We start from the raw sequence: 21,190 nt of genomic DNA on the forward strand, positions 1-21,190 counted from the left end.
CCACTCCGCTCAACGCACGAGGGTTCCAGGCGATTCCGCCGCCGTCAGCGCGTCCTCGACGTCCTGGTCACGATGCGCAGGAGCCGGGCGCCGCTGTCCGACGCGGAAACCACTCACCAGGACGGGTGTGGCCTGCCCGATCGGCGTGGCGAAGGCCGAGGGCTGACCCCTCCGGGCTCCCCGTTCGGGGTTCCCGGTCAGAGGGCTTGCCCTCACTGGACGTGACCGCCCCCGTTCGGCTCGAACCCCGCCAGCATCTGTTCCAGCGCCGCCTGGTCCGGGCCCGTGAAGGGTGGGGCGTCCGGGGCGGTGGTGAGGGTGTCGAGGAGGGAGCCGGTGATGCCGGTGGCCGGGGGGAGGTGGGTGGAGAGGACGAGGTCAGGATTGCGGTCCTTGAGGGGGCGGAAGGTCTCCAGGTACTTGTCCATGTCGACCGTCCTGACCCAGGGGCTGTCCACCGTGGCCCACAGCAGTTGGGCGGTGCGCAGGTCGTCGATGGGCACGTCACGGACGTCGTCGGCCAGGGCGAGCTCGGCCGTGGGGAGAGGCGCGCCGAAGCAGTCGGAGCTGAAGCAGACCCCGGAGTGGTCGTCGAAGAAGCCGACGGTGGCGGGGTTGTCGAACAGCGGCGGGCGGAAGCCGGTGAGCGTGCGGTCGCCGATGTCCATCGTCTCGCCGGGGTTCAGGAGATAGCAGCGGTCGAGGGGCAGGGGGCGTTCGCAGGAGAGGATGCCGGCACCGACGAAGGTCGTCACCACGCGTGCCTCGGGCGCCGCCGCCAGCAGGTCGAAGATCCCGCCCGTGTGGTCGCGGTCGGGGTGGGTGAGCCAGATCCAGCGCACGTCCGCCGGGTCCAGCACCGTGCCGAGCGTCTCGACGAAGTTCCGGTCCGGCAGGCCCAGGCCGGTGTCGACCACCAGCGGCTGGGCGGCCAGCAGCACGAAGGCGTTCACCGGGAGGTGTCCGATTCCCGGGACTTCCAGGCTGTCGGCCAGAACGCTGATGTCCGGGCGGACCTGGTGGACCGTGCCCGGTCGGGTTTTCTGTAGGGGCATGTCGCTCACACCTCGGATACCCCCTGGTGGTGATCGCGCCACGGCCGCGCCTGCTTCTCCCCTCCTCCATCGTCCGGCCGTCCCGCCGCCCCCGCATCCGGGCGGTCGTGTTGTCGCGGCCGGCGCGGACGCTCGTGCCCCCACTGGAACCGGATTCCGGTGGGGGCAGGGGGCACTGATGTCGTTGGTCCGGGGCTGTATTTGTCGTGGTTGCTGGGGCGGCCCGTGGGGAGCGCTGATTTCTCGCCCCCGCCGCCCCTACCCGTCCCATCCGAAGAGGCGGTGGTCCCCTCTACCCCCAAATGCGGGTGGGTGGGGGTTGCTCACGCGGTTCCCCGCACCCCTTGAAAGGGCCTGCGGCCCTGTAGGGGCGCGGGGAACCGCGCGGCCTGCCTTGGTCAGATCGTCGACGTGTCGATGACGAACCGGTAGCGGACGTCGCTCGCCAGCACCCGCTCGTAGGCCTCGTTGATCTGGTCCGCGCGGATCAGTTCGATCTCGGCGCCGAGGCCGTGCTCGGCGCAGAAGTCGAGCATTTCCTGGGTCTCCTGGATGCCGCCGATGCCGGAGCCCGCGAGGGTCTTGCGGCCGGCGATGACCGAGAAGAGGTTGAGGGCGACGGGCTCCTCGGGGGCGCCGACGTTCACGAAGGCGCCGTCGGTCTTCAGGAGAGACAGGTACGCGTCGAGGTTCAGGGGGGCCGAGACGGTCGACAGGATGAGGTCGAAGGTGCCCGCGAGCTCCTTGAAGGTCGCCTCGTCGCTGGTCGCGTAGTAGTGGTCGGCGCCCAGCTTCAGGCCGTCGTCCTTCTTGCGGAGGGACTGAGAGAGCACCGTCACCTCGGCACCCAGCGCGTGCGCGATCTTGACGCCCATGTGGCCGAGGCCGCCGAGGCCGACGACGGCGACCTTCTTGCCGGGGCCTGCGTTCCAGTGCCTGAGCGGGGAGTACAGCGTGATGCCGGCGCACAGCAGGGGCGCTGCCTCGTCGAGGGCGATGCCGTCGGGGATGCGTACGGTGAAGGCCTCGTCGACGACGATCTTCTCCGCGTAGCCGCCGTAGGTGGGCTCGCCGTCCTTGCCGATGGCGTTGTACGTGCCGACGTTGCCCTTGAGGCAGTACTGCTCCAGGCCCGCCTCGCAGTTCTCGCACTCGCGGCAGGAGTCGACCATGCAGCCGACGCCCACCTTGTCGCCGACGGTGAACTTGGTGACGCCGGAGCCGACCGCCTCGACGACACCGGCGATCTCGTGACCCGGGACCATCGGGAAGATCGCCTCGCCCCAGCCCTCACGGGCCTGGTGGATGTCCGAGTGGCAGATACCGGAGTACTTGATGTCGATCAGAACATCGAACTCACCGACCTCGCGGCGCTCGATGGTGGTGCGCTCCAGCGGAGCCTTGGCGGCGGGCGCCGCATAGGCGGCAACAGTGGTGGTCATGCCGGGATTCTCCTGATCGTCGTCCCGCATCCGGCCTGCCTTCCGGCCGGGTGCGCCTACCAGCCTGCCCGAAGTCACAGGGTTCACCCAGGTCACGGTTCTGCGTACGTCCGCTGGTCCTACCACTGGCGGGGTCAGGCTCCCAGGCGTACGACCGTGAATACTTGCCATATGGACGAACAGCCCGAAGCAGTGCGAGAGCCGCCCCTCGGCGAGGCCGGAACCGCGGGGGCCCTGGACCGGCGTGCCGAGCTGAGCGAGTTCCTGCGGACCCGGCGGGCCCGGCTGAAGCCGGAGGACGTGGCGCTGCCGACGTTCGGGCGGCACCGGCGGGTTCCCGGGCTGCGCCGGGAGGAGCTGGCGCAGCTCGCGGGTGTGTCCGTGGCGTACTACACGCGGCTTGAGCAGGGCAACGGGCGCAATGTGTCGGCGGAGGTGCTCGACGCCATCGCGCGCGCCCTGCGGCTGAACGACGCCGAGCACGCCCATCTCACCCACCTCGCGAAGCCGAAGGCGCACAAGAAGAAGCGGTCGGCCCGTCCCCAGCAGGTGCGGAGTGCCCTGCGGCAGCTGATCGACACCCTGGACGGCCTCCCCGCGTACGTCACCGGCCGACGCTCGGACATCCTCGTCTGGAACCGGATGGCGGCGGCGGTGTTCGGCGACTGGTCGGAGCTGCCGGCGAACGAGCGGAACTGGGCGCGGATGGTGTTCCTGCGGCCCGAGTACCGGGACCTGTACGTCGACTGGGAGCAGAAGGCGGCCGACATCGTCAGCTATCTGCGGATGGACGCGGGCTGCCATCCGGACGATCCGCTGCTGTCGGCGCTGGTGGGCGAGTTGTCGGTGAAGAGCGAGGAGTTCCGGCGGCTGTGGGCCACGCACGACGTGAAGGAGAAGAGCCACGGGCTGAAGCACATGCGCCACCCCCTGGTCGGTGACCTCACCCTCTCCTTCGAGACGTTCCACCTCCCCGACGACCACGAGCAGACCCTGATCACCTACCACGCCGAACCGGGCTCCCCCTCCGCCGAGGCCCTCCGCCTCCTGGCCAGCTGGGGCACGGACGCGACCCGCGCGCCGTCGGTGCGTCCGTAGGCGAGACGGCCCGCCGGAGGGAGACAGCACCCCGGCGGGCCGTCGTAGTCACGGACGCCCGGCAGAACTCACGCCCTGACGCCCGCCCGGCTCAACGACGCCCGGCACAACGCCCGGCGAGGCTCCCTCGGCTCACCTGCCGAAGTAGGCGTCGTGAATCGTCACCGTCGATCTGTTCCCCTTCTTGTCGGTCACCTCGGCACGCAGCGACACACTCTTCCCCTTCGCCGGAGTCCCGTACGTGAAGCTGCCCTTCTTCACGGCGACCTCGGTCCACTTCTTGCCGTCGCCCGACACGTACACGGACAGCGACCTGAGGTTCTTGCCGGCCGCCGCGCCCTGCACGGTGACGCGGACGGTGGCCTTCCGGCCCGCCGGGGCCGTGCTGTCGAGGCCCAGGAACGGGGCTCCGAAGCGGACCGTGGAGACCGGTAGTTTCTTGTCCCTCCCGGTCTTCTTCGACTTGAAGGTCCAGCTCGCGTCGATCCGGGACGAGGCCCTGGCCAGCTCGGCGGACCGGGAGATGGACGTCGTCAGACGGTAGGTGGCGAGGCCCGCCGGGACCTTGAACTGACCCGACCCGTCCAACGCGTCCTCGCCCGAGGCGAACTTCTCGCCGTCGCGGTACAGGGTGGTCGTGACCTTGTCGTAGAAGGACGCCCCGGCGTGCCCCCGGCCGTCGGCGAACATCGGCAGCAGGCCGTACAGGTGGGCGCCGTCACGCCGGATGCCGTAGAACCCGGCGATCTGCGGGCCGAAGACGCCGACGTTGAAGGTCTGTGCGTACGTCCTGCCCGCCTTGAAGGTCCGGCTGTCGCCTGTCGTGTAGTAGGCGTCCAGGACCGGGAAACCCTGTTCGTCCTCCGCGCCGTACTGCTCGAAGTCGAGGGTCCACTTCACCGCGTTCGTCGCGGACAGATACAGCGTCCGCTCGCCGGGCAACGGCTGCGGGACGCCCACGGCCAGTGAGCCGGAGCTGCCGGGGAGCTGGGCCCAGGCGAGGACCGCGCCCTTCCTTCCGGTGCTGGAGGCGCCCAGGCCGGTCTTCACGGTGGCCAGTTCGCCCTTCTTCCAGCGCTTGGCGTAGCCGGTGGCGAGCTTCTCGACCTCGCCGCCGGTGGCGGTGGCGTACTGCGCGGCGTCGCCCCTGGTCCACTGGCCGGCCCAGTTCTGGGTGAGCCTGCCGCCGGTGGTCCTCGGGCCGAGGTGCGCGGTACGGAACCCTTCGTAGGTGTCGAGCAGCCAGCCGAAGGAGTAGCGGTTCTCGCCCACCGTCAGGGCGAACTCCGGTGCCGCGAGGGCCGGTTCGGCGGCGGTGTCGGGCACGGTGATGTCCACCGGTTTCGTCGTGCGGGCGTCCAGCGTGAGGGAGATCTTCCTGTCGACGGTGAGTGTCGGCCGGGACAGCCAGTCTGTGCCCTTGCTGTAGTCCTCCGGGTCCACGACCATCCCGGCGTTGAAGATGTAGGTCCCCTCCGGCACCCGCAGCTCGACCGTGCCGTCCTTGTCGTACGGCGTGAACCATTCGCCGTCGGCGAGCCCGGAGATGCCGGTGAGGTCGAGCATGTGGTGGACGGCCGGCTTGCCGTCCCTGTCGACCATCTTGAGCGTGACGTCGTACGACTCCCTCTCACGCTGCACGGCCGCCGCCGTGCGTACGCCCTGGCCGCCGCCCTTGGCGGTGACGTACGCGGAGTAGGCGCCGTCGAGGTTCCCGCCGAGCCTGGTGTGCACGATCAGGCCGACGGTGGCTCTGCCGCCCGCCGGGACGGTGACCTTCTTGGCGCCGAGCTTGAAGAAGCCGGCCGGGGCGGGCTTGCCCTTCGGGTTGATGCCGGTCACCGCGAGGTCGAGGGTGACGGACTTGGTGCCGACGTTCTGGTAGGTGAGCTTCCTGGTCACCGGCTTGTCGTCGGTGTGCGGCCACTGCTGGACGCCGAAGTCGACCGAGACGGGGTCGGCGACGACCGTCTGCCTGATCGCCCTGTCGACGCGGATACGGCCGGCACCCTGCTCGAACGGCGTGTACGTGCCGCCCTTGGCGGACGCGACGAGGGCGGCCTTCAGCTCGGCATACGTCCACTTCGGGTGCTGTTGCTTGAGGAGGGCGGCGGCGCCCGCGACGTGCGGGGTGGCCATCGACGTGCCGGAGATCGTCAGGTAGCCCTCGGGCTTCTGGCCGACCTCCCGCTCGATGACGCTGCCCGGAGCCGCGGCGGCGGTGATGGCGACACCGGGCGCGGTCACGTCGGGCTTGATCTGGCCGTCCGTACCGGGGCCCCGACTGGAGAACGAGGCGAGTCCGTCCTTGTCGTCGACCGCGCCGACGGTGAGCGCGGCGGCCGCGCTGCCCGGCGAGGCGACGGTCCGCTCGCCCCATTCGCCCTCGTTCCCGGCGGCGACCGCGAAGAGGATGCCCTTCTCGGCGGAGAGCTTGTTGATCTCCGCCTCCATCGGGTCGATCTCGGGGGTGTCGCCGCCGCCCAGGCTGAGGTTGACGATGTCGGCGCCCTGCTCGGCGGCCCACTCCATGCCCGCGATGATGCCGGAGTCGTCGCCGTAGCCCTCGTCGCTCAGCACCTTGCCGTTGAGCAGCTTGGCGCCGGGCGCGACGCCCCTGTACGTGCCCTTGGAGCGGGCTCCGGTGCCCGCCGCGATGGAGGCGACGTGCGTGCCGTGGCCGTACTTGTCCGTGGTGTCGGGCGAGGTGGAGAAGTTCTTGGCGGCCTTCACCTGGCCCTTGAGGTCCCGGTGGGTCGCGTCGACGCCCGTGTCCAGTACGGCGATGGTGACGCCCTTGCCGTCGAAGCCGGCCTTCCAGGCCTTCGGGGCGCCGATCTGCGCGACGGACCTGTCGAGGCTGACCTTGCGGACGCCGTCCAGCCAGATGTGGGCGACCCCGGTGGCGGTGGTGCCGTCGGCGTCGGTGATCGCCTTCCACAGCGCGGCGACGTCGTCCCCGGGGGTGAGCACCGCGTCGGCGTTCAGCATCTTCAGGGTGCGGCGGACCTTGGTGTCGCCCGCGTCCCGTACGTCGGCCCGGGCGTCGGCGGCGGTTCCCGCGTAGCCGACGATCAGCTTCAGGCCCTGCTTGTGGGAGGTGCGGGTCGCCGACCTGTTCAGCACGGTGACGTCGAAGAGCCGCTGGTCGACACGGCCGGCGGAGATCAGCCGGGCCGCGTCGGCCGGTATGACATAGGTGTGGCCATCGGCCTCGCGGAGCTGCACCGGGACACCCTCACGGCCCTTCGCCCGTTCCAGACCGAGCACACGGCCTTCTGCGTCGACGAGCACGCGGTCACCGGTGACGAGGGTGATGCGGTGGCTCGGCGTGACACCCGCGCCACCGCCGGCCGTAAGGCCCTTGAGGTCCGCCACGGTCGCGCCGGCGGGGTCGGTGACGCCGGTGATGCCAGTGGTGTCGGTGATGCCGAGGGTGCCGGTGATGCCGAGGGTGCCGGTCGCGCGCTCGGATATCGCGGACGCCGGGCTGGTCGGTCCCGCCGTCAGTGCCAGGGCGGACACCATGGCGATCCCGGCCGTGCACGCGCTTTTCGCATGTCTGCGCAAGTCTCCCCCTTGATCCGGTTCATCCGGCCAGGGGAGTTTCCGCACACATACACGTAAATTTCCCCCGGTCTACGCAGTATGACCGGGGGTCAACTCGTGTCACATACCTCGCGACTGGGCGCAAAGCGGCGAACGCCGGGCCACTCACGACCCACACGCGCCCGGACTCCACACCAACGCGCCCCGCCCCGTCCCCGCCTCCGCGCCCAGGGGCTCGCACCGGATATCACCCCTGGGCACTCACGCCCCGGCGTTCTCCTTCACCGAGATCCGCCCTTTGCGGATCGTCGCGACCCGAGGGGCCTTCTTCGCCAGCGCCGCCGAAGTCATGGGTGACCATGTTGGCTTCCTCCCCCACCTAAGGGCGGGGGATTCCAGCAGTCGCCCGCTGGGGTTCCTGCTTCATCGACGACCGCCCCGTCCGGGAGGACTCCCGTTGAGGTCTTACACCGCCTCCACAGGCAGACACGGCCAGCCCGGCCGCGAGAATGTTCTTCGCCGCGTTCACGTCGCGGTCATGCACGGCACCGCAGCCGCACGTCCACTCACGGACGTGCAGCGGCAGCTTCGCCCGAACCGCGCCGCAGGACCCGCACAGCTTGGAGCTGGGGAACCAGCGGTCGATCACGACGAGTTCGCGCCCGTACCAGGCGCACTTGTACTCCAGCATCAACCGCATGTCGGTCCACGCCGCGTCCGAGACGGCTCGAGCCAGGGTGTGGTTCTTGACCATGTTGCGGACGCTGAGGTCCTCGATCACGACCGTTTGGTTCTCACGGACGAGACGGGTGGTCAGTTCATGCAGGAAGTCGCGGCGGCGGTCGGTGATCCTGGCGTGGATGCGGGCGACCTTCACCCGGCCCCTGGCCCGGTTGTTCGAGCCCTTCTCCTTGCGGGACAGCTCCCGCTGGGCCTTCGCCAGGCGGGCCCGGTCCCGGCGTTCGTGCCGGGGGTTGGTGATCTTCTCCCCCGTGGACAGGGTCGCCAGGGAGGTGATCCCCGCGTCGATCCCGACAGCGGAGGCGGTGGCCGGTGCCGGGAGGATCGTGTCGTCGCAGAGCAGGGAGACGAACCAGCGCGCCGCCGCGTCCTGGGACACGGTCACCGTGGACGGCTGGGCGCCCTCGGGCAGCGGACGCGACCACACGATGTCCAGCGGCTCGCGCATCTTGGCGAGTGTCAGGGCACCGTCGCGGTAACGGAACGCGGAGCTGGTGTACTCCGCCGAACGGCGGGACTTCTTGCGCGACTTGAACCGCGGGTACTTCGTCCGGCCCTCGAAGAAGTGGGTGAACGCGCCCTGCAGATGCCTCAGGCACTGCTGCAACGGCACCGAAGACACGTCGGAGAGGTAGGCGAGTTCCTCGGTCTTCTTCCACGCGGTGAGCATCGCCGAGGTCACGTTGTAGTTGACCCGCTCCTGGCGCTGGTACCACGCGATGGTCCGGGCTTCGAGAGCCAGGTTGTAGACCTTGCGCACGCACCCGAACGTGCGCGACAGCTCCGCCGCCTGCGCATCGTCCGGATAGAAGCGGTACTTGAACGCCCGCTTCACGTGAGTGGCCATGATTCACGAACTATCACATCAGCTTGTGACTTCCTGGCAGGTCGTTGGCGGCGGACGGCGAAACGCCCTGACGGCGACTCCCCTACTACCCCCGTCCTGCTCCGCAGGAGTCCGAATCCTCCCCGGCCTGAAGGCCGGGCTTTCCTCGGAGGTTCTCGATGAAGGGATAAGTCCCCGCCGAGAGCCTGATGAGAACCCTGTGCTCAGCCCCGGAAACACCGATGCCGCCCCTGAGTGTCACAGGGGCGGCATCGGTGATTCGCAACTGACGGTGGATCACAGCCGATGGTCGGTCACGGCTGATGGCCGGTCACATCTGACGGTCGATCACGGCTGACGGTCGGTCACGGCCGATCAGGCCTCCGAGCCGGCCGTCCAGTCGGCCCAGCTCAGGTTCCAGCCGTTGAGGCCGTTGTCCGGGGCGACCGTCTTGTCACCGGTGTTCCGGATGTCCACGACGTCACCGACGATCGAGTTGTCGTAGAACCAGGCACCCTCGGTGTCGGGGTCGTTGGCACCCTTCGTGTCGTTCAGACCGACACAGCCGTGGCTGGTGTTGACGTTGCCGAAGACCGAGTCGGCGCCCCAGTAGTTGCCGTGGATGAACGTCCCGGAGGTGGTGAGTCGGATGGCGTGCGGCACGTCCTTGATGTCGTACTCGCCCTTGCCGTCGTCGTCGGTGAAGCCCACGGTCGCGCCGTTCATGCGCGTCTCCTTGAACTTCTCCGACATCACCATGACGCCCTGGTACGTCTTGTTCTCGGGCGAGCCGGCGGAGATCGGGATGGTCTTGACGGTCTTGCCGTCCTGCGTGACCTTCATCGTCTTCGTCTTGGCGTCGACGATCGAGACCTGGTTGCGGCCGATCTTGAAGGTCACGGTCTTCTGCTGCACACCGTAGACACCCTCGGCGCCCTCGACCCCGTCGAGCGCGAGCTTCAGGGTGACGGTGGAGTTCCCCTGCCAGTAGTCCTCGGGGCGGAAGTCGATGCGGTTGGCGTTGAACCAGTGTCCGACGACCTCCTGGCCGGAGGTGCTGGAGACGGTGATCCCCTTCTGCACGGCGGCCTTGTTGGTGATCGCCTTGTCGAAGTTGATCGAGACCGGCATACCGACGCCGACGGTCGAGCCGTCCTCGGGCGTGAAGTTGCCGATGAAGCTGTTGGCGGGCGAGACCGTCGTGAACGCCGCGTTCTCGTGGGCCTCGCGCCCCTCCGAGTCCTCGGCGGCGGCCGTGATCTTGTAGCCGGTGGACCGCTCCAGCTGGGTGCTCGGCGCCCAGCTCTTCTTGTCCGCGGATATCTCACCCGTGACGGCGGTGCCCTCGGAGGTGGTCATCTTCACGTCCGTGAGCGTGCCCTTGCTCACGGTGACCTTGGCCGAGTTGTTGATGGAGGCGTTGTCGGAGCCGTCCTTCGGTGTGATCTTGATATCGGCCTCGGAGGTCTTCTCGGCTGCCGCCTCGTCGACCTTGGCCTGCGAGGAGTCCCCGCCGTCGTTCCCGGACGCGTTGTCGCCGTCGCCTCCGCTGCACGCAGAGAGCACCAGCACCCCGCCGAGCAGTGCGGACGCGACCGTCAGGCCCCTGCGCCGCTTACTGTTCGTCATCACACGCTTCTCCATCGTTGCCGAATCCCCAAAACCCCGAAGATCCCCGTAAGCACTTAAACACCACTACGACACTGAGCCGTTCCGCTCTCGCGGATATGTGGGATACGCCACTCCACCCGCAACGGATCGACTGCGACCCGGCGGCGGTGCACAAGTGACTGGTGCGCTCCGTGAGACGAAAGAACCCCGGGCGGCGGTTGCCGCCCGGGGCAATCAATTTCCCCAGCCGCTCAGCCGCGCGCGTCTTCCTCTTCTTCCTCTTCGTCCTCGCCCTCATCATCCTCGTCGAGACCCCATTCCGGCGAATCGGGGTCGTAGTCGATTCCCTCACTGCTCCAGGAGGCCTGGGCCAGTTCGACCCCGGGCACCTCTCCGACCAGGTCGAACGGGTCGACCAGATAGGCGAGGGCCTCCGCCGTGTCCTCCGCCACCGCGCTCTCAGCGTGTACCCGCTCATCGGCGGGCATATCGGAGTCGTTCGCGATCCGCCGCAGAGCGGCCCCGGTGATGGCCTCCACGTTCTCGACCTCCACCACCAATTCAACGCGAAGCCGGACAAACTGTGATGTCTCCGTTGTGCTCATGCTCCGGAGCGTACGGCTCACAGGTCACGTGACTTTCCCACGACCCGCGCCTTTCATTAGCATCGCTCTCTACAACCAATTCGCCAGCGTCACAAGGGGATCGATATTCCGTGTCCGTCGCACGTCGCGCGTCGTCCACCGCCCGCCGATCGTTGCTGACCGCCACCGCCGCGGGCACCCTGCTGGGCGCCCTCTGGTTCGTGCCGTCCGCCAACGCGACCCAGGAGGCGGCCATACGCGAGCAGACGACCACGACGACCGACGCGGGCACGACCACCGGCGACAACCGCGAACTCGCCGACACCGGCAGCCCCAACACCACCCCCTACGTCATCGGCGGCACCGCGATGCTCGGCCTCGGCGCGGCCTTCGTCGCCTACTCGATCCGCCGCGAACGCGAGGACTACGAAATGCTGGAGAGCGCGTAGTCGTCCGCGGATGAGCGGGTTCTGTGGGTGAGCGGGTTCTGTGCTTTCAGGGGCGCGGCGAACCGCGCGAGCGACCACGACAACCCGCACCCGCCCGCCCACCCGCACCCTCAGGGGTCGAAGGGGCACCGCCCCTGAGGTCGGAACGGGCAGGCTCCACGGGGGCGAGAGCCCTCAGGCGAGCGGCCCGGTCACGGACTCGGCCGCGGCCACCAACCGCCCGTCCCGTACGAACGCGTCGGCCAACGCCAGATCGGGCGCGAGGAACCGGTCCGCCCCCGGTCCTTCCACCCCGGCCCCGCGCACAGCCTCCACCACCGCCCGCGTCGCTGGCGCGGCCACCAGGCCCTCCCGCAGCTCGACGCCCCGCGTCCCGGCGTACAACTCGACGGCCAGCACCCGCGTGAGGTTGTCCACGGCGGTCCGCAGCTTCCGCGCCGCCGACCACCCCATCGACACATGGTCCTCCTGCATCGCGGAGGACGGAATCGAGTCGGCCGACGCCGGCACGGCGAGCCGCTTCAGCTCGCTCACCAGCGCCGCCTGCGTGTACTGCGCGATCATCAGCCCGGAGTCGACCCCGGCGTCGTCCGCGAGGAACGGCGGCAGCCCGTGCGACCGGTTCTTGTCGAGCAGCCGGTCCGTCCGCCGCTCCGCGATCGACGCGAGATCCGCCACCGCGATGGCGAGGAAGTCGAGGACGTAGGCGACCGGCGCACCGTGGAAGTTCCCGTTGGACTCGACCCTCCCGTCCGGCAGGACCACAGGATTGTCGACCGCCGCCGCCAGCTCCCGCTCGGCGACGAGCCGCGCGTGCGCGAGAGTGTCGCGCCCGGCCCCGGCCACCTGCGGAGCGCACCGCACGGAGTACGCGTCCTGCACGCGGGGTGCGTCGTCCTGGTGGTGCCCGGTGAGCTCCGACCCCTTCAGTACGGCGAGCATGTTGGCCGCGGAGGCCGCCTGCCCGGGGTGCGGGCGGATGGCGTGCAGTTCGGGCGCGAGGACCCTGTCCGTGCCGAGCAGGGCCTCCAGGGAGATCGCGGCGGTGATGTCGGCCGAGGTGTACAGCATGTCCAGGTCGGCCAGCGCCATGACCAGCATGCCGAGCATGCCGTCGGTGCCGTTGAGGAGGGCCAGTCCCTCCTTCTCGCGCAGCTCGACGGGGGCGATGCCGTGCTCGGCGAGCAGCTCACCGGCCGGCCGTACGACCCCGTCCGGACCCTCCGCGTCGCCCTCGCCCATCAGGGTGAGCGCGCAGTGGGACAGCGGCGCCAGGTCGCCGGAGCAGCCGAGGGAGCCGTACTCGTGGACGACGGGGGTGATTCCGGCGTTGAGGACGTCTGCCATGGTCTGCGCGACCCCGGGCCGTACGCCGGTGCGGCCGGAGCAGACCGTCTTCAGCCGCAGGAACATCAGCGCGCGGACGACCTCGCGCTCCACCCTCGGCCCCATGCCGGCGGCGTGCGAGCGGACGATGTTGCGCTGGAGCCGGGCCCGCAGCTCCGGGCTGATGTGCCGGGTCGCCAGGGCGCCGAAGCCGGTGGAGACCCCGTAGACGGGCTCCGGCTTGGCCGCCAGCGCGTCCACGATCTCGCGGGCCGCGGCAAGGGCGGCCACCGCCTCGTCGGAGAGCTCGATCCGGGCGCCGGCGCGCGCCACGGCGAGGACGTCGGCCGCGGTGACCCCGGACGTCCCGAGGACCACCGTGTCCACAGAGTGCATATCCATATTCAGGATCGTAGGGACTGAATCGCCGAATGTCACGACCGCGGACGGGAGGAGCTCCTTACCTCGCCGCACGACCGCACCGAGAACCGACCACGAACCCCCACCAACAGGGCCCGCAGCTATCCGCGTAGATCAGAAACTGATCAGAATACGATCAGAGAACCATCCGAGGTTGATCAGAATCACCAGGTCAGAGACTTGGGGGCCCGTACACGCGCGTAGGGTCGATATACCGGACGGCGGGAACCGCGCTCCTACCAGAGCCTCCCCCGCCCTCCCTCCCTGCCCCTTCCGGACCCCAGACCGGCCCACGGCCCACTCCCCCCTTGGCCGTGGGCAGCCCAGGGACGCGCGCGACTCGACCCGCAGCGCGGCCCGCCCTAGGACCGGCGCCCTCGAATGCGGCGCCGGTCCCCCGGGTGCGCGGGATCGACCGGCGCGGGCGGCCGGTCGGCGAGACTGACCACCGGGTCCTCGCCCTCCTCCCCCTCACGCCCCGCGACGACCGGCTCGACGGAGCCCGCGGCCTTGGCCCGGTACTGCGCCGCGTCGGCCAGCCGGAAGAGCCGCCGGGCCGAGCGCAACGGCCCGATCCGATCCCCGGTGGACGCGACGCCACAGGCGACCCCGTCACCCGGCTCCAGCTCCCTCGCCCGCACACAGAGATCACTGGCGACCCGTACCACCTCGTCCGCCGACGGCCCCACCGCGAGCAGACAGAACTCGTCCCCGCCGAGCCGCGCGACCAGCACCCCGGACAGCTCGGCCGCGCACCTCGACAGCACCGAACCGAACCTCTCCAGCAGTTGATCGCCCATCGCGTGCCCCAAGGAGTCGTTGACCTTCTTCAGACCGTTGAGGTCGCAGACGACGAGGCTGATCACCGTGCCGTCGCGCCGGTGTGCCTCCATCGCCTCGTCGAGCCGGAGATCGACCGCGCGCCGGTTGCCGAGCCCGGTGAGAGGGTCGGTGAAGGCGAGGCGCCGGGCCTCCTCCAGCCGCTCGGACTGCGCGAGTCCGGCCGCCACGACCGAGGCGAGCACGGTCGCGAACGCGGCGTCGTCGCGGTGGAAGACGGGCGCCCCGGCGGGCCGGGCCACATACAGCTCGCCCCACGCCCGGCCGTTCAGCACGACGGGCGCCACCACACAGCAGCCGCGGCCTCGCCGGCGCAGCGCGGCGACCCGCTGGTGGCAGTAGCCGCCGGGACGCCGCCCGGCGACCGGCCCGGCCGCCGTCTCCACCCAGGCGTTGGGCTCACCGCCCTCCAGCCATCGCTCGTGCAAAAACTCCGCGATCTCCGGGAACTCGTACACCGGGTACGTCTCGTCCTCCGGGAACTCGTCCTCGTCCGCCGTCCGGTTCCCCACGTTGACGAGCACCCGCAGCAGCCCACGTTCCCGCTCCCACACGGACAGCGCGGCGAAGCTGCCCGACAGGGCCCGACACGACCCGTCCGCGGCCGCCCACCACGTCTCCCGCGACGTACGCGCCCCAGCCATCCCGCGCGCCAACGCCACCACGGCCCTCAGCCGCCTGTCCTCTCCCATCACCCCAGGCTAGGGAGCTTTGAGACGATTTGGGACGTTGGTGGAGCGAACAGGGGGGTACAGGCCCCGGCAGCGGGCGCGGGCACACAGGACGCCGACGGCGGGGGCACCACAGCCACCCTCCCTCCCCCAGGGCTCGCGACGGGTTCCCTGCGTCGCCCGGCCCGGTGGGGCGCCGCCCGGGGGCCCGGGAGCGGCCCTTCCTCCCCAGCCGCCCGAAGCCGGCCGGGGCGAACCCCGTGGATCACTCCCCCGGCCAGTCCGGCTTCCGCTTCTCGTTGAAGGCGGCCACGCCCTCCGCCCGGTCCCCCGAGAACGCCACCGAACGCCAGGCCGCGTCCTCGACCTCCAGCCCGGCCCGCAGGTCGAGCCCCTGCCCGAGCCGCAGCGCACGCTTGGCCGCACGCAGCCCGACGGGCGAGTTCGCGGCGATCCGCGCGGCCAGAGCCAGCGCCTCCGCCCGGTCCCGCCCCTCCTCCACCACCTGGTCGACCACCCCCAACTCCCGCGCCTCCTCGGCCTCCAGCCGCCGCGCCGTGAAGATCAGCTCGGCGGCTCGCGCGGCCCCCACCCGACGCGGCAGCAACTGCGTACCCCCGCCGCCCGGGATCACCCCCACCGACACCTCGGGCAGGCCCACGACCGCCGTACGGTCGGCCACGATCAGGTCGCAGGACAAGGCGAGTTCGAAGCCGCCGCCCAGCGCGAAGCCGTGCACGGCGGCGATCGTGGGCATCGGCAACTCCAGTACGCCGGTGTACGCCGCCCGCGCGACGGGCCGCTGCCGCATCAAGTCGGCGTCACTGAACGAGTTCCGCTCCTTCAGATCCGCCCCCACGCAGAACGCCCGCTCATGCGTCGACGTCACCACGACCACGCGTACGTCCCGGTCGGCGGCCAGCGCCCCGCACGCCGTCGCGACGGAACGGGCCATGTCGGTCGACACGGCGTTCATGGCCTTGGGCCGGTCGAGCGCGAGCTCGGCGACGAACCCGTGCCGCCGCACGACAACGAACTCCCCGAACCGCCGCTCCACTGCCGCACCGTCGCCCATAGAACCCTCCCGGTTAACGCGGGTTAACTCCTGCCGCCCCGATCATCGCAGCCACTCCCCGCCGACGAAACCCCGGGCAGGCCACAGCCGATCCGCCGGTCCACTGCCGCACGGTTCGCGGGTGGGCGGGATCACACGTGGGCCCATGCGGCCGTGCCACGGGCCCAGACCGGCGGACGAGTTCGGCGAAAGCGTGCGCCGGCAGCGCCTGACGGCGGCGTCATCCGCCCGCCCCTCGCCCACCCCAACGAGAGCCCCCGAAAGGTGGTCCCTTGACAGACCCCGGCGACCTTTTCCACGTACGGGTGACATCCAGGCCTTCTCCGGCCACACCGCCCACCCCGGCGCATAATCTGCGCTCCGCCACAGGCGCACGGGGAACACGGGCGCACAGGGGAGGGAAGAGCATGACGACGAACACGGCCACCAGGCCAACGCCGACCACACCACGAGCGCCACAGGAGCCACCGACGACACCTACGACGCCCATGGCACCCATGGCTTCCGGGGCTTCCACACCGACGGGGTCTCCGAGGTCGCAGACCTCGCGAACTCCGACGGGGTCTGGGACGCCCTCGGCTCCCTGGAGGCCGTCGACGACCCCGGTGCGGCCGGACATGCCGTTCTCACCCCTCGTATCCGGGCCTTCGGACCAGGCCGGGGGCGTATCCGACCAGCCCGCGCCCCGGCCGCGAGGTCGGCACCGGCGGCCCCGCCCCCGGAAGCTGCTGTTCGCGGTGGGTGGGATGGCGCTGGCGGCGGGGGCGCTGAGTCTCCTGCGGGTGGCGTCGGACCCGGCCGGCGGCGGCGCCAGTACGGCGGGCCCGGCACCGAGCGCGGCGGACGAGGTCACGGACGAGGCGACCGACGCCGGCGCGACGGCGGGAGACGAGCCCTCGGCCGACGCGGGGACCCCGACCGCCGACGCCCCCATGGGCGGCGGAAACACCGCATCGACCCGGCCACCGTCACCGGGAGCCACCGCCCCCACGCCGAGCCCTTCCACTTTCCCGCCCGCCCCGGCCATCGGTGTCGAGCTCCCCTCCGACGCCGGCGCCCGCGACCTCCCCAGGACCCCGCCCACCCCGGACAGGCCCTCAGCGGCCCGCACCTCGGACGCACCCCGCTCCACGCCACCCACGCCCACTCAGCCACCAGCGGCAGCCCCGCAGCAGCCGACCACCCCCGACTCCCCGGACTCACCGAACGCCCCCGGCGACTCGACAGCCCCCGCGAAGCCGGGCCTGTGCGTCCCGATCGTCGGCCTCTGCGTCGACGACGCCCTGGGCAGGTAGCCGCATAAGCACACAGGCGGCGGCACGGCTGTCACGCACCGCAGACCCAGGCACCACAGAGCCCCACGCCCCGTACCGACTACCTGAGGCGGCGTGCCCTCACGCCTTGCCCGGCCTCCGCGTGAGCAGCCACGGCTGGACCACGCCCAGGCCGCGCACCGGGCGTTGCCACATCGGCTGGAGGGCGAAGCGGTAGGTCGGGGGTTCCTCGCCCTCCTTCTCCGCGGCGGCCGCGGCTTCGGCGGCGTCGGCCTCGGAGGCGGGGGCCTCGGCCGTACGGGTCAGCTCCTCGGCGAAGGCTCCGTCGACGAGAACCGCGTCCTTCGGCGCTATCGAGGTGAGGCGGCTCGCGAGGTTCACGGTCGACCCGAAGACGTCGCCCATCCGGGTCGTCACCGTGCCGAAGGCCATGCCGACACGCAGCTCGGGCATGGTCTCGTCGTTGGCCATGGTCTCGATCAGCCGAAGAGCGATCTCGGCGGCGACGCCCGCGTCGTCCGTGGCGTAGAGGACCTCGTCGCCCAGGGTCTTGATGAGCCGGCCACCGTTCGCCGCCACGAGGTCCGCCGCCGTGGTCTCGAAGGCCTCGACCAGTTCGCCGAGCTCCTCCTCCTCCATACGACGGGTGAGACGCGTGAACCCGACGAGGTCGGCGAAGCAGACCGCGAGCCGCCGGTCGACCATCTCCTCGTCGTCCGCGGCCTGCACGACCCGCCCGGTGGCGGCGGCGAGCTGACGCCGCCAGACGTAGACGAGGAACTCCTCCAGCTCCGGCAGCAACAGCTCCATCAGCGGATACGTCACCTCGGTCCGGGTCATCCCCGGCTCCGGCGGCTCGGTCAGCCCCTCCAGGAAGGAGTCGATCTGCCACTCGGCGAGCCGCGCCGTGGTCTGCCCGGTCGAACGGGCCACCTGCACCGCCATGGCCTCGCTCAGCAGCCCCGCTTCCACGAGACCGGCGAGCCGACGCAGCGCGAGGACGTCCGCCTCGGTCAGCGCCTTGGCCTGGCCGATGTCCGCGAAGCCCATGGCGCGCCAGAAACGGGACGCCAGTTCCATGGAAACGCCCGCGCTGCGCGCCGCCTGAAAGGGGGTGTACCGGCGCTCGGCCCCGAGGATCAGCCCTTCGAGCCGCAGCGCCAGCGGGTCCTCCTCCTCGGCGTCCACGCCGTGGGGCTCTCCCCGCTCGAGCGAAGCCGAGAGGGGGGGCGGCTCCACGCGGTCATCCGCGTCCGTGCCGGAGCCCGTGTCCTCGACGCTCACTCCTGCTGCCCTTCCGATCTCCCGCGGTCACGTACTCGACCGGCCTCAACTCTACGGCAGGTGTGCGCCAGCTCACTCCGTGAGGTGAGCCGAAGGGTGCGTACCCCGTCCGGGGGACGGCACCCGGGGTGGGCGCGCACCCCTGGGGCACGCCCACCAGACCCCGGCTGTCGTCCTCCGGGCTCGTCGTCAAACGCCGGACGGGCTTGGAATCCGTATACGCGCCCCGAGTGCCCAAGCCCCACCACCCCCACACGTCACACGTCACGCCACGTCACACAGGCCGCAGATGCACGATGTCCCCCGCCCCCACCGGCTCCTGCACCCCGTCCTCCGTGGCGAGAACCAGCCGGCCGTCCCCGTCCACCGCCACGGCCTCCCCCACGATCGACCGGTCCCCGGGCAGCTCGGCGCGCACTTTCCGCCCCAAGGTCGCGCACCCGGCGGCGTAGGTCTCCTGGAGTCCGCTCGCCGACGGGTCGCCCTTGGCCGCACGCCACCGCCCGTACCAGTCCTCCAGCGCCCGCAGCACGGCCCGCAGCAGCGGATCACGGTCCGTGCTCACGGCTCCGGCGAGCACCAGGGACCCGGCGGCGGGCACCGGCAGCTCGTCCTCCCGCAGGCTGACGTTGATACCGATACCGATCACCACCCCGTCCGCACCCGCTCGCTCCGCGAGGATGCCGCCGGCCTTGCGCTCCTGCCCACCGACAGTCACCAGCAGGTCATTGGGCCACTTGAGTGCCGTATCGATCCCGGCGGCCCGGGACAGCCCGGTCGCCACGGCCACGCCGGAGAGGAGGGGCAGCCAGCCCCAGCGCTCGATGGGCACCTCGCCCGGCTTGAGAAGCACCGAGAAGAACAGGCCGGAGCGCGCGGGCGCGGTCCAGCTGCGATCGAGGCGGCCGCGGCCCGCCTTCTGCTCCTCGGCGATGAGCACCGCGCCCTCGGGAAGCCGGTCGGCACGCCCCGCGAGGTCCGTGTTGGTGGAGTCGATGACCGGCACCACGTCCAGGGAGCTCCACAGCCCGCCCTCCCGGATCAGCGCCCGCCGCAGGGAGGCGGAGTTGAGGGGTGGCCGGTCCAGGTCGGACCACCGGCTGCCTGGCTTGTCGTCAGCGTTGTCAGCGTCGTCTGAGGCATCTCGCGGCGTCATGCAACCCAGCCTAGATGTGGTAAACGCCGCACTGCCGAACCATAGGCGCAGCACTACGCTACGGATGAGTAACCCCACACACTTCTGAGCACGTACCCAGCACGGCCAAGCACGACCAAGTACGCACCGAGAAGCACGTACTGATCCGTCACGTCCCCATGAGCAGGCAGGGAGCCGCATCCCGATGTCCGAGCCGGAAGAGATCGACATTCACACGACCGCGGGGAAGCTCGCGGACCTGCAGCGCCGTATCGACGAGGCGACGCACGCCGGCTCCGAGCGCGCGGTGGAGAAGCAGCACGCCAAGGGCAAACTGACGGCCCGTGAGCGCATCGAACTGCTCCTCGACGACGACTCGTTCGTGGAGTTCGACGAGTTCGCCCGCCACCGCTCCACCGACTTCGGCATGGAGAACAACCGCCCCTACGGCGACGGTGTCGTGACCGGCTACGGAACCGTCGACGGCCGCCCGGTCGCCGTCTTCTCCCAGGACTTCACCGTCCTCGGCGGCTCGCTCGGCGAGGTCTTCGGCCAGAAGATCATGAAGGCGATGGACTTCGCCCTCAAGACCGGCTGTCCCTTCATCGGCATCAACGACTCCGGCGGCGCCCGCATCCAGGAGGGCGTCATGGCCCTGGGCATGTACGGCGAGATCTTCCGCCGCAACACCCACGCCTCCGGCGTCATCCCCCAGATCTCCCTGGTCGTCGGCCCCTGCGCGGGCGGCGCGGTCTACTCCCCCGCGATCACCGACTTCACGGTCATGGTCGACCAGACCTCGCACATGTTCATCACCGGCCCGGACGTCATCAAGACGGTCACCGGCGAGGACGTCGGCTTCGAGGAACTGGGCGGGGCCCGCACCCACAACGCGACCTCCGGCGTGGCCCACCACATGGCGGGCGACGAGAAGGACGCGATCGAGTACGTCAAGCAACTCCTGTCCTACCTCCCCTCGAACAACCTCAGCGAGCCCCCCGCGTTCCCGGAACAGGCGGATCTCACCGTCACCGACGAGGACCGCGAACTGGACACCCTCGTCCCGGACAGCGCGAACCAGCCGTACGACATGCACACGGTCATCGAACACGTCCTGGACGACGCCGAGTTCTTCGAGACCCAGGCCCTGTTCGCGCCGAACATCCTCACCGGCTTCGGCCGCGTCGAGGGCCATCCGGTCGGCATCGTCGCCAACCAGCCCATGCAGTTCGCGGGCTGCCTGGACATCGACGCCTCCGAAAAGGCCGCCCGCTTCGTCCGCACCTGCGACGCCTTCAACGTCCCCGTCCTGACCTTCGTCGACGTCCCCGGCTTCCTCCCGGGCGTCGGCCAGGAACACGACGGCATCATCCGCCGCGGCGCCAAGCTCATCTACGCCTACGCCGAGGCCACCGTCCCCCTCATCACCGTCATCACCCGCAAGGCCTTCGGCGGCGCCTACGACGTCATGGGCTCCAAGCACCTCGGCGCCGACCTCAACCTGGCCTGGCCCACCGCCCAGATCGCCGTCATGGGCGCCCAGGGCGCGGTCAACATCCTCCACCGCCGCACCATCGCCGCCGCCCCCGACGACGAACGCGAGGCAGTCCGCGCCCGCCTCATCCAGGAGTACGAGGACACCCTCCTCAACCCCTACACCGCGGCCGAACGCGGCTACGTCGACGCCGTCATCACCCCTTCCGAAACCCGCCGCCACCTCATCCGCGGCCTGCGTCAACTCCGCACCAAGCGGGAATCCCTCCCCCCGAAGAAGCACGGAAACATCCCCCTCTAGCCACCTCTAGCCTGC

General features: G+C 70.5%; 15 protein-coding genes and 1 pseudogene. 4 read left to right on the plus strand and 12 right to left on the minus strand.

The features are described 5' to 3' along the window. Window positions 1-212: 212 nt before the first annotated feature. On the minus strand, window positions 213-1,055 hold the full coding sequence (locus OG622_RS18540) for an MBL fold metallo-hydrolase (RefSeq protein WP_371577340.1): 843 nt from the start codon (window positions 1,053-1,055) through the stop codon (window positions 213-215). A gap of 398 nt (window positions 1,056-1,453) precedes the next feature. Further along, on the minus strand, window positions 1,454-2,497 hold the full coding sequence (locus tag OG622_RS18545) for an NAD(P)-dependent alcohol dehydrogenase (protein ID WP_371577342.1): 1,044 nt from the start codon (window positions 2,495-2,497) through the stop codon (window positions 1,454-1,456). A gap of 171 nt (window positions 2,498-2,668) precedes the next feature. On the opposite strand from OG622_RS18545, the gene OG622_RS18550 reads away from it, so the two are divergent. Beyond that, window positions 2,669-3,595 carry a helix-turn-helix domain-containing protein gene (locus tag OG622_RS18550; RefSeq protein ID WP_371577344.1) on the plus strand — a complete coding sequence of 309 codons (927 nt, stop codon included), beginning with the start codon at window positions 2,669-2,671 and terminating at the stop codon, window positions 3,593-3,595. Window positions 3,596-3,727: 132 nt separating this feature from the next. Here the strand turns inward: OG622_RS18550 and OG622_RS18555 are convergent, their stop codons facing one another. The 5 genes and pseudogenes from OG622_RS18555 to OG622_RS18575 all read right to left on the minus strand — a co-directional run bounded on the left by OG622_RS18555 (window position 3,728) and on the right by OG622_RS18575 (window position 10,927). Further along, on the minus strand, window positions 3,728-7,123 hold the full coding sequence (locus OG622_RS18555) for a S8 family serine peptidase (RefSeq protein ID WP_371584136.1): 3,396 nt from the start codon (window positions 7,121-7,123) through the stop codon (window positions 3,728-3,730). A 282-nt stretch (window positions 7,124-7,405) separates the two neighbouring features. Further along, a pseudogene (locus OG622_RS18560) lies at window positions 7,406-7,486 on the minus strand (ABC transporter ATP-binding protein); the annotation flags it as partial. A 37-nt stretch (window positions 7,487-7,523) separates the two neighbouring features. Then, on the minus strand, window positions 7,524-8,732 hold the full coding sequence (locus OG622_RS18565) for an RNA-guided endonuclease InsQ/TnpB family protein (RefSeq protein ID WP_371577345.1): 1,209 nt from the start codon (window positions 8,730-8,732) through the stop codon (window positions 7,524-7,526). A 354-nt stretch (window positions 8,733-9,086) separates the two neighbouring features. Continuing rightward, window positions 9,087-10,355 (minus strand): Ig-like domain-containing protein, encoded by a 1,269-nt coding sequence (locus OG622_RS18570; protein WP_371577347.1) that lies wholly within the window; start codon window positions 10,353-10,355, stop codon window positions 9,087-9,089. Window positions 10,356-10,573: 218 nt separating this feature from the next. Continuing rightward, the gene (locus tag OG622_RS18575; protein ID WP_371577349.1) at window positions 10,574-10,927 is read right to left on the minus strand and encodes a hypothetical protein; all 354 of its coding nucleotides are present in this window, start codon (window positions 10,925-10,927) and stop codon (window positions 10,574-10,576) included. 110 nt (window positions 10,928-11,037) lie between these two features. On the opposite strand from OG622_RS18575, the gene OG622_RS18580 reads away from it, so the two are divergent. After that, window positions 11,038-11,355 carry a hypothetical protein gene (locus OG622_RS18580; protein ID WP_371577351.1) on the plus strand — a complete coding sequence of 106 codons (318 nt, stop codon included), beginning with the start codon at window positions 11,038-11,040 and terminating at the stop codon, window positions 11,353-11,355. A 174-nt stretch (window positions 11,356-11,529) separates the two neighbouring features. Here the strand turns inward: OG622_RS18580 and hutH are convergent, their stop codons facing one another. The 3 genes from hutH to OG622_RS18595 all read right to left on the minus strand — a co-directional run bounded on the left by hutH (window position 11,530) and on the right by OG622_RS18595 (window position 15,687). Then, entirely contained in the window at window positions 11,530-13,068 is a 1,539-nt protein-coding gene (hutH, locus tag OG622_RS18585) for a histidine ammonia-lyase (protein ID WP_371584137.1), read from the minus strand. Between the two features lie 395 nt (window positions 13,069-13,463). Further along, window positions 13,464-14,633: a diguanylate cyclase domain-containing protein gene (locus OG622_RS18590; protein ID WP_371577352.1), complete on the minus strand. Its 1,170-nt coding sequence runs from the start codon at window positions 14,631-14,633 to the stop codon at window positions 13,464-13,466. A 244-nt stretch (window positions 14,634-14,877) separates the two neighbouring features. After that, window positions 14,878-15,687, minus strand: coding sequence for an enoyl-CoA hydratase/isomerase family protein (locus OG622_RS18595; RefSeq protein ID WP_371577354.1), 810 nt, complete (start codon window positions 15,685-15,687; stop codon window positions 14,878-14,880). A 746-nt stretch (window positions 15,688-16,433) separates the two neighbouring features. Here OG622_RS18595 and OG622_RS18600 point away from each other — a divergent pair. Continuing rightward, window positions 16,434-16,982, plus strand: a complete 549-nt coding sequence (locus OG622_RS18600) for a hypothetical protein (RefSeq protein WP_371577355.1) — start codon at window positions 16,434-16,436, stop codon at window positions 16,980-16,982. Between the two features lie 99 nt (window positions 16,983-17,081). Here OG622_RS18600 and OG622_RS18605 read toward each other — a convergent pair whose 3' ends face one another. Then, on the minus strand, window positions 17,082-18,245 hold the full coding sequence (locus OG622_RS18605) for an adenylate/guanylate cyclase domain-containing protein (protein WP_371577357.1): 1,164 nt from the start codon (window positions 18,243-18,245) through the stop codon (window positions 17,082-17,084). Window positions 18,246-18,519: 274 nt separating this feature from the next. Then, complete coding sequence (locus OG622_RS18610; protein WP_371577359.1) at window positions 18,520-19,401, minus strand: biotin--[acetyl-CoA-carboxylase] ligase; 882 nt, start codon at window positions 19,399-19,401, stop codon at window positions 18,520-18,522. 184 nt (window positions 19,402-19,585) lie between these two features. On the opposite strand from OG622_RS18610, the gene OG622_RS18615 reads away from it, so the two are divergent. Next, complete coding sequence (locus OG622_RS18615) at window positions 19,586-21,175, plus strand: acyl-CoA carboxylase subunit beta (protein WP_371577361.1); 1,590 nt, start codon at window positions 19,586-19,588, stop codon at window positions 21,173-21,175. Window positions 21,176-21,190 lie beyond the last annotated feature (15 nt).

Origin of the sequence: Streptomyces sp. NBC_01314 (assembly GCF_041435215.1) — a bacterium.
GTDB lineage: Bacteria > Actinomycetota > Actinomycetes > Streptomycetales > Streptomycetaceae > Streptomyces.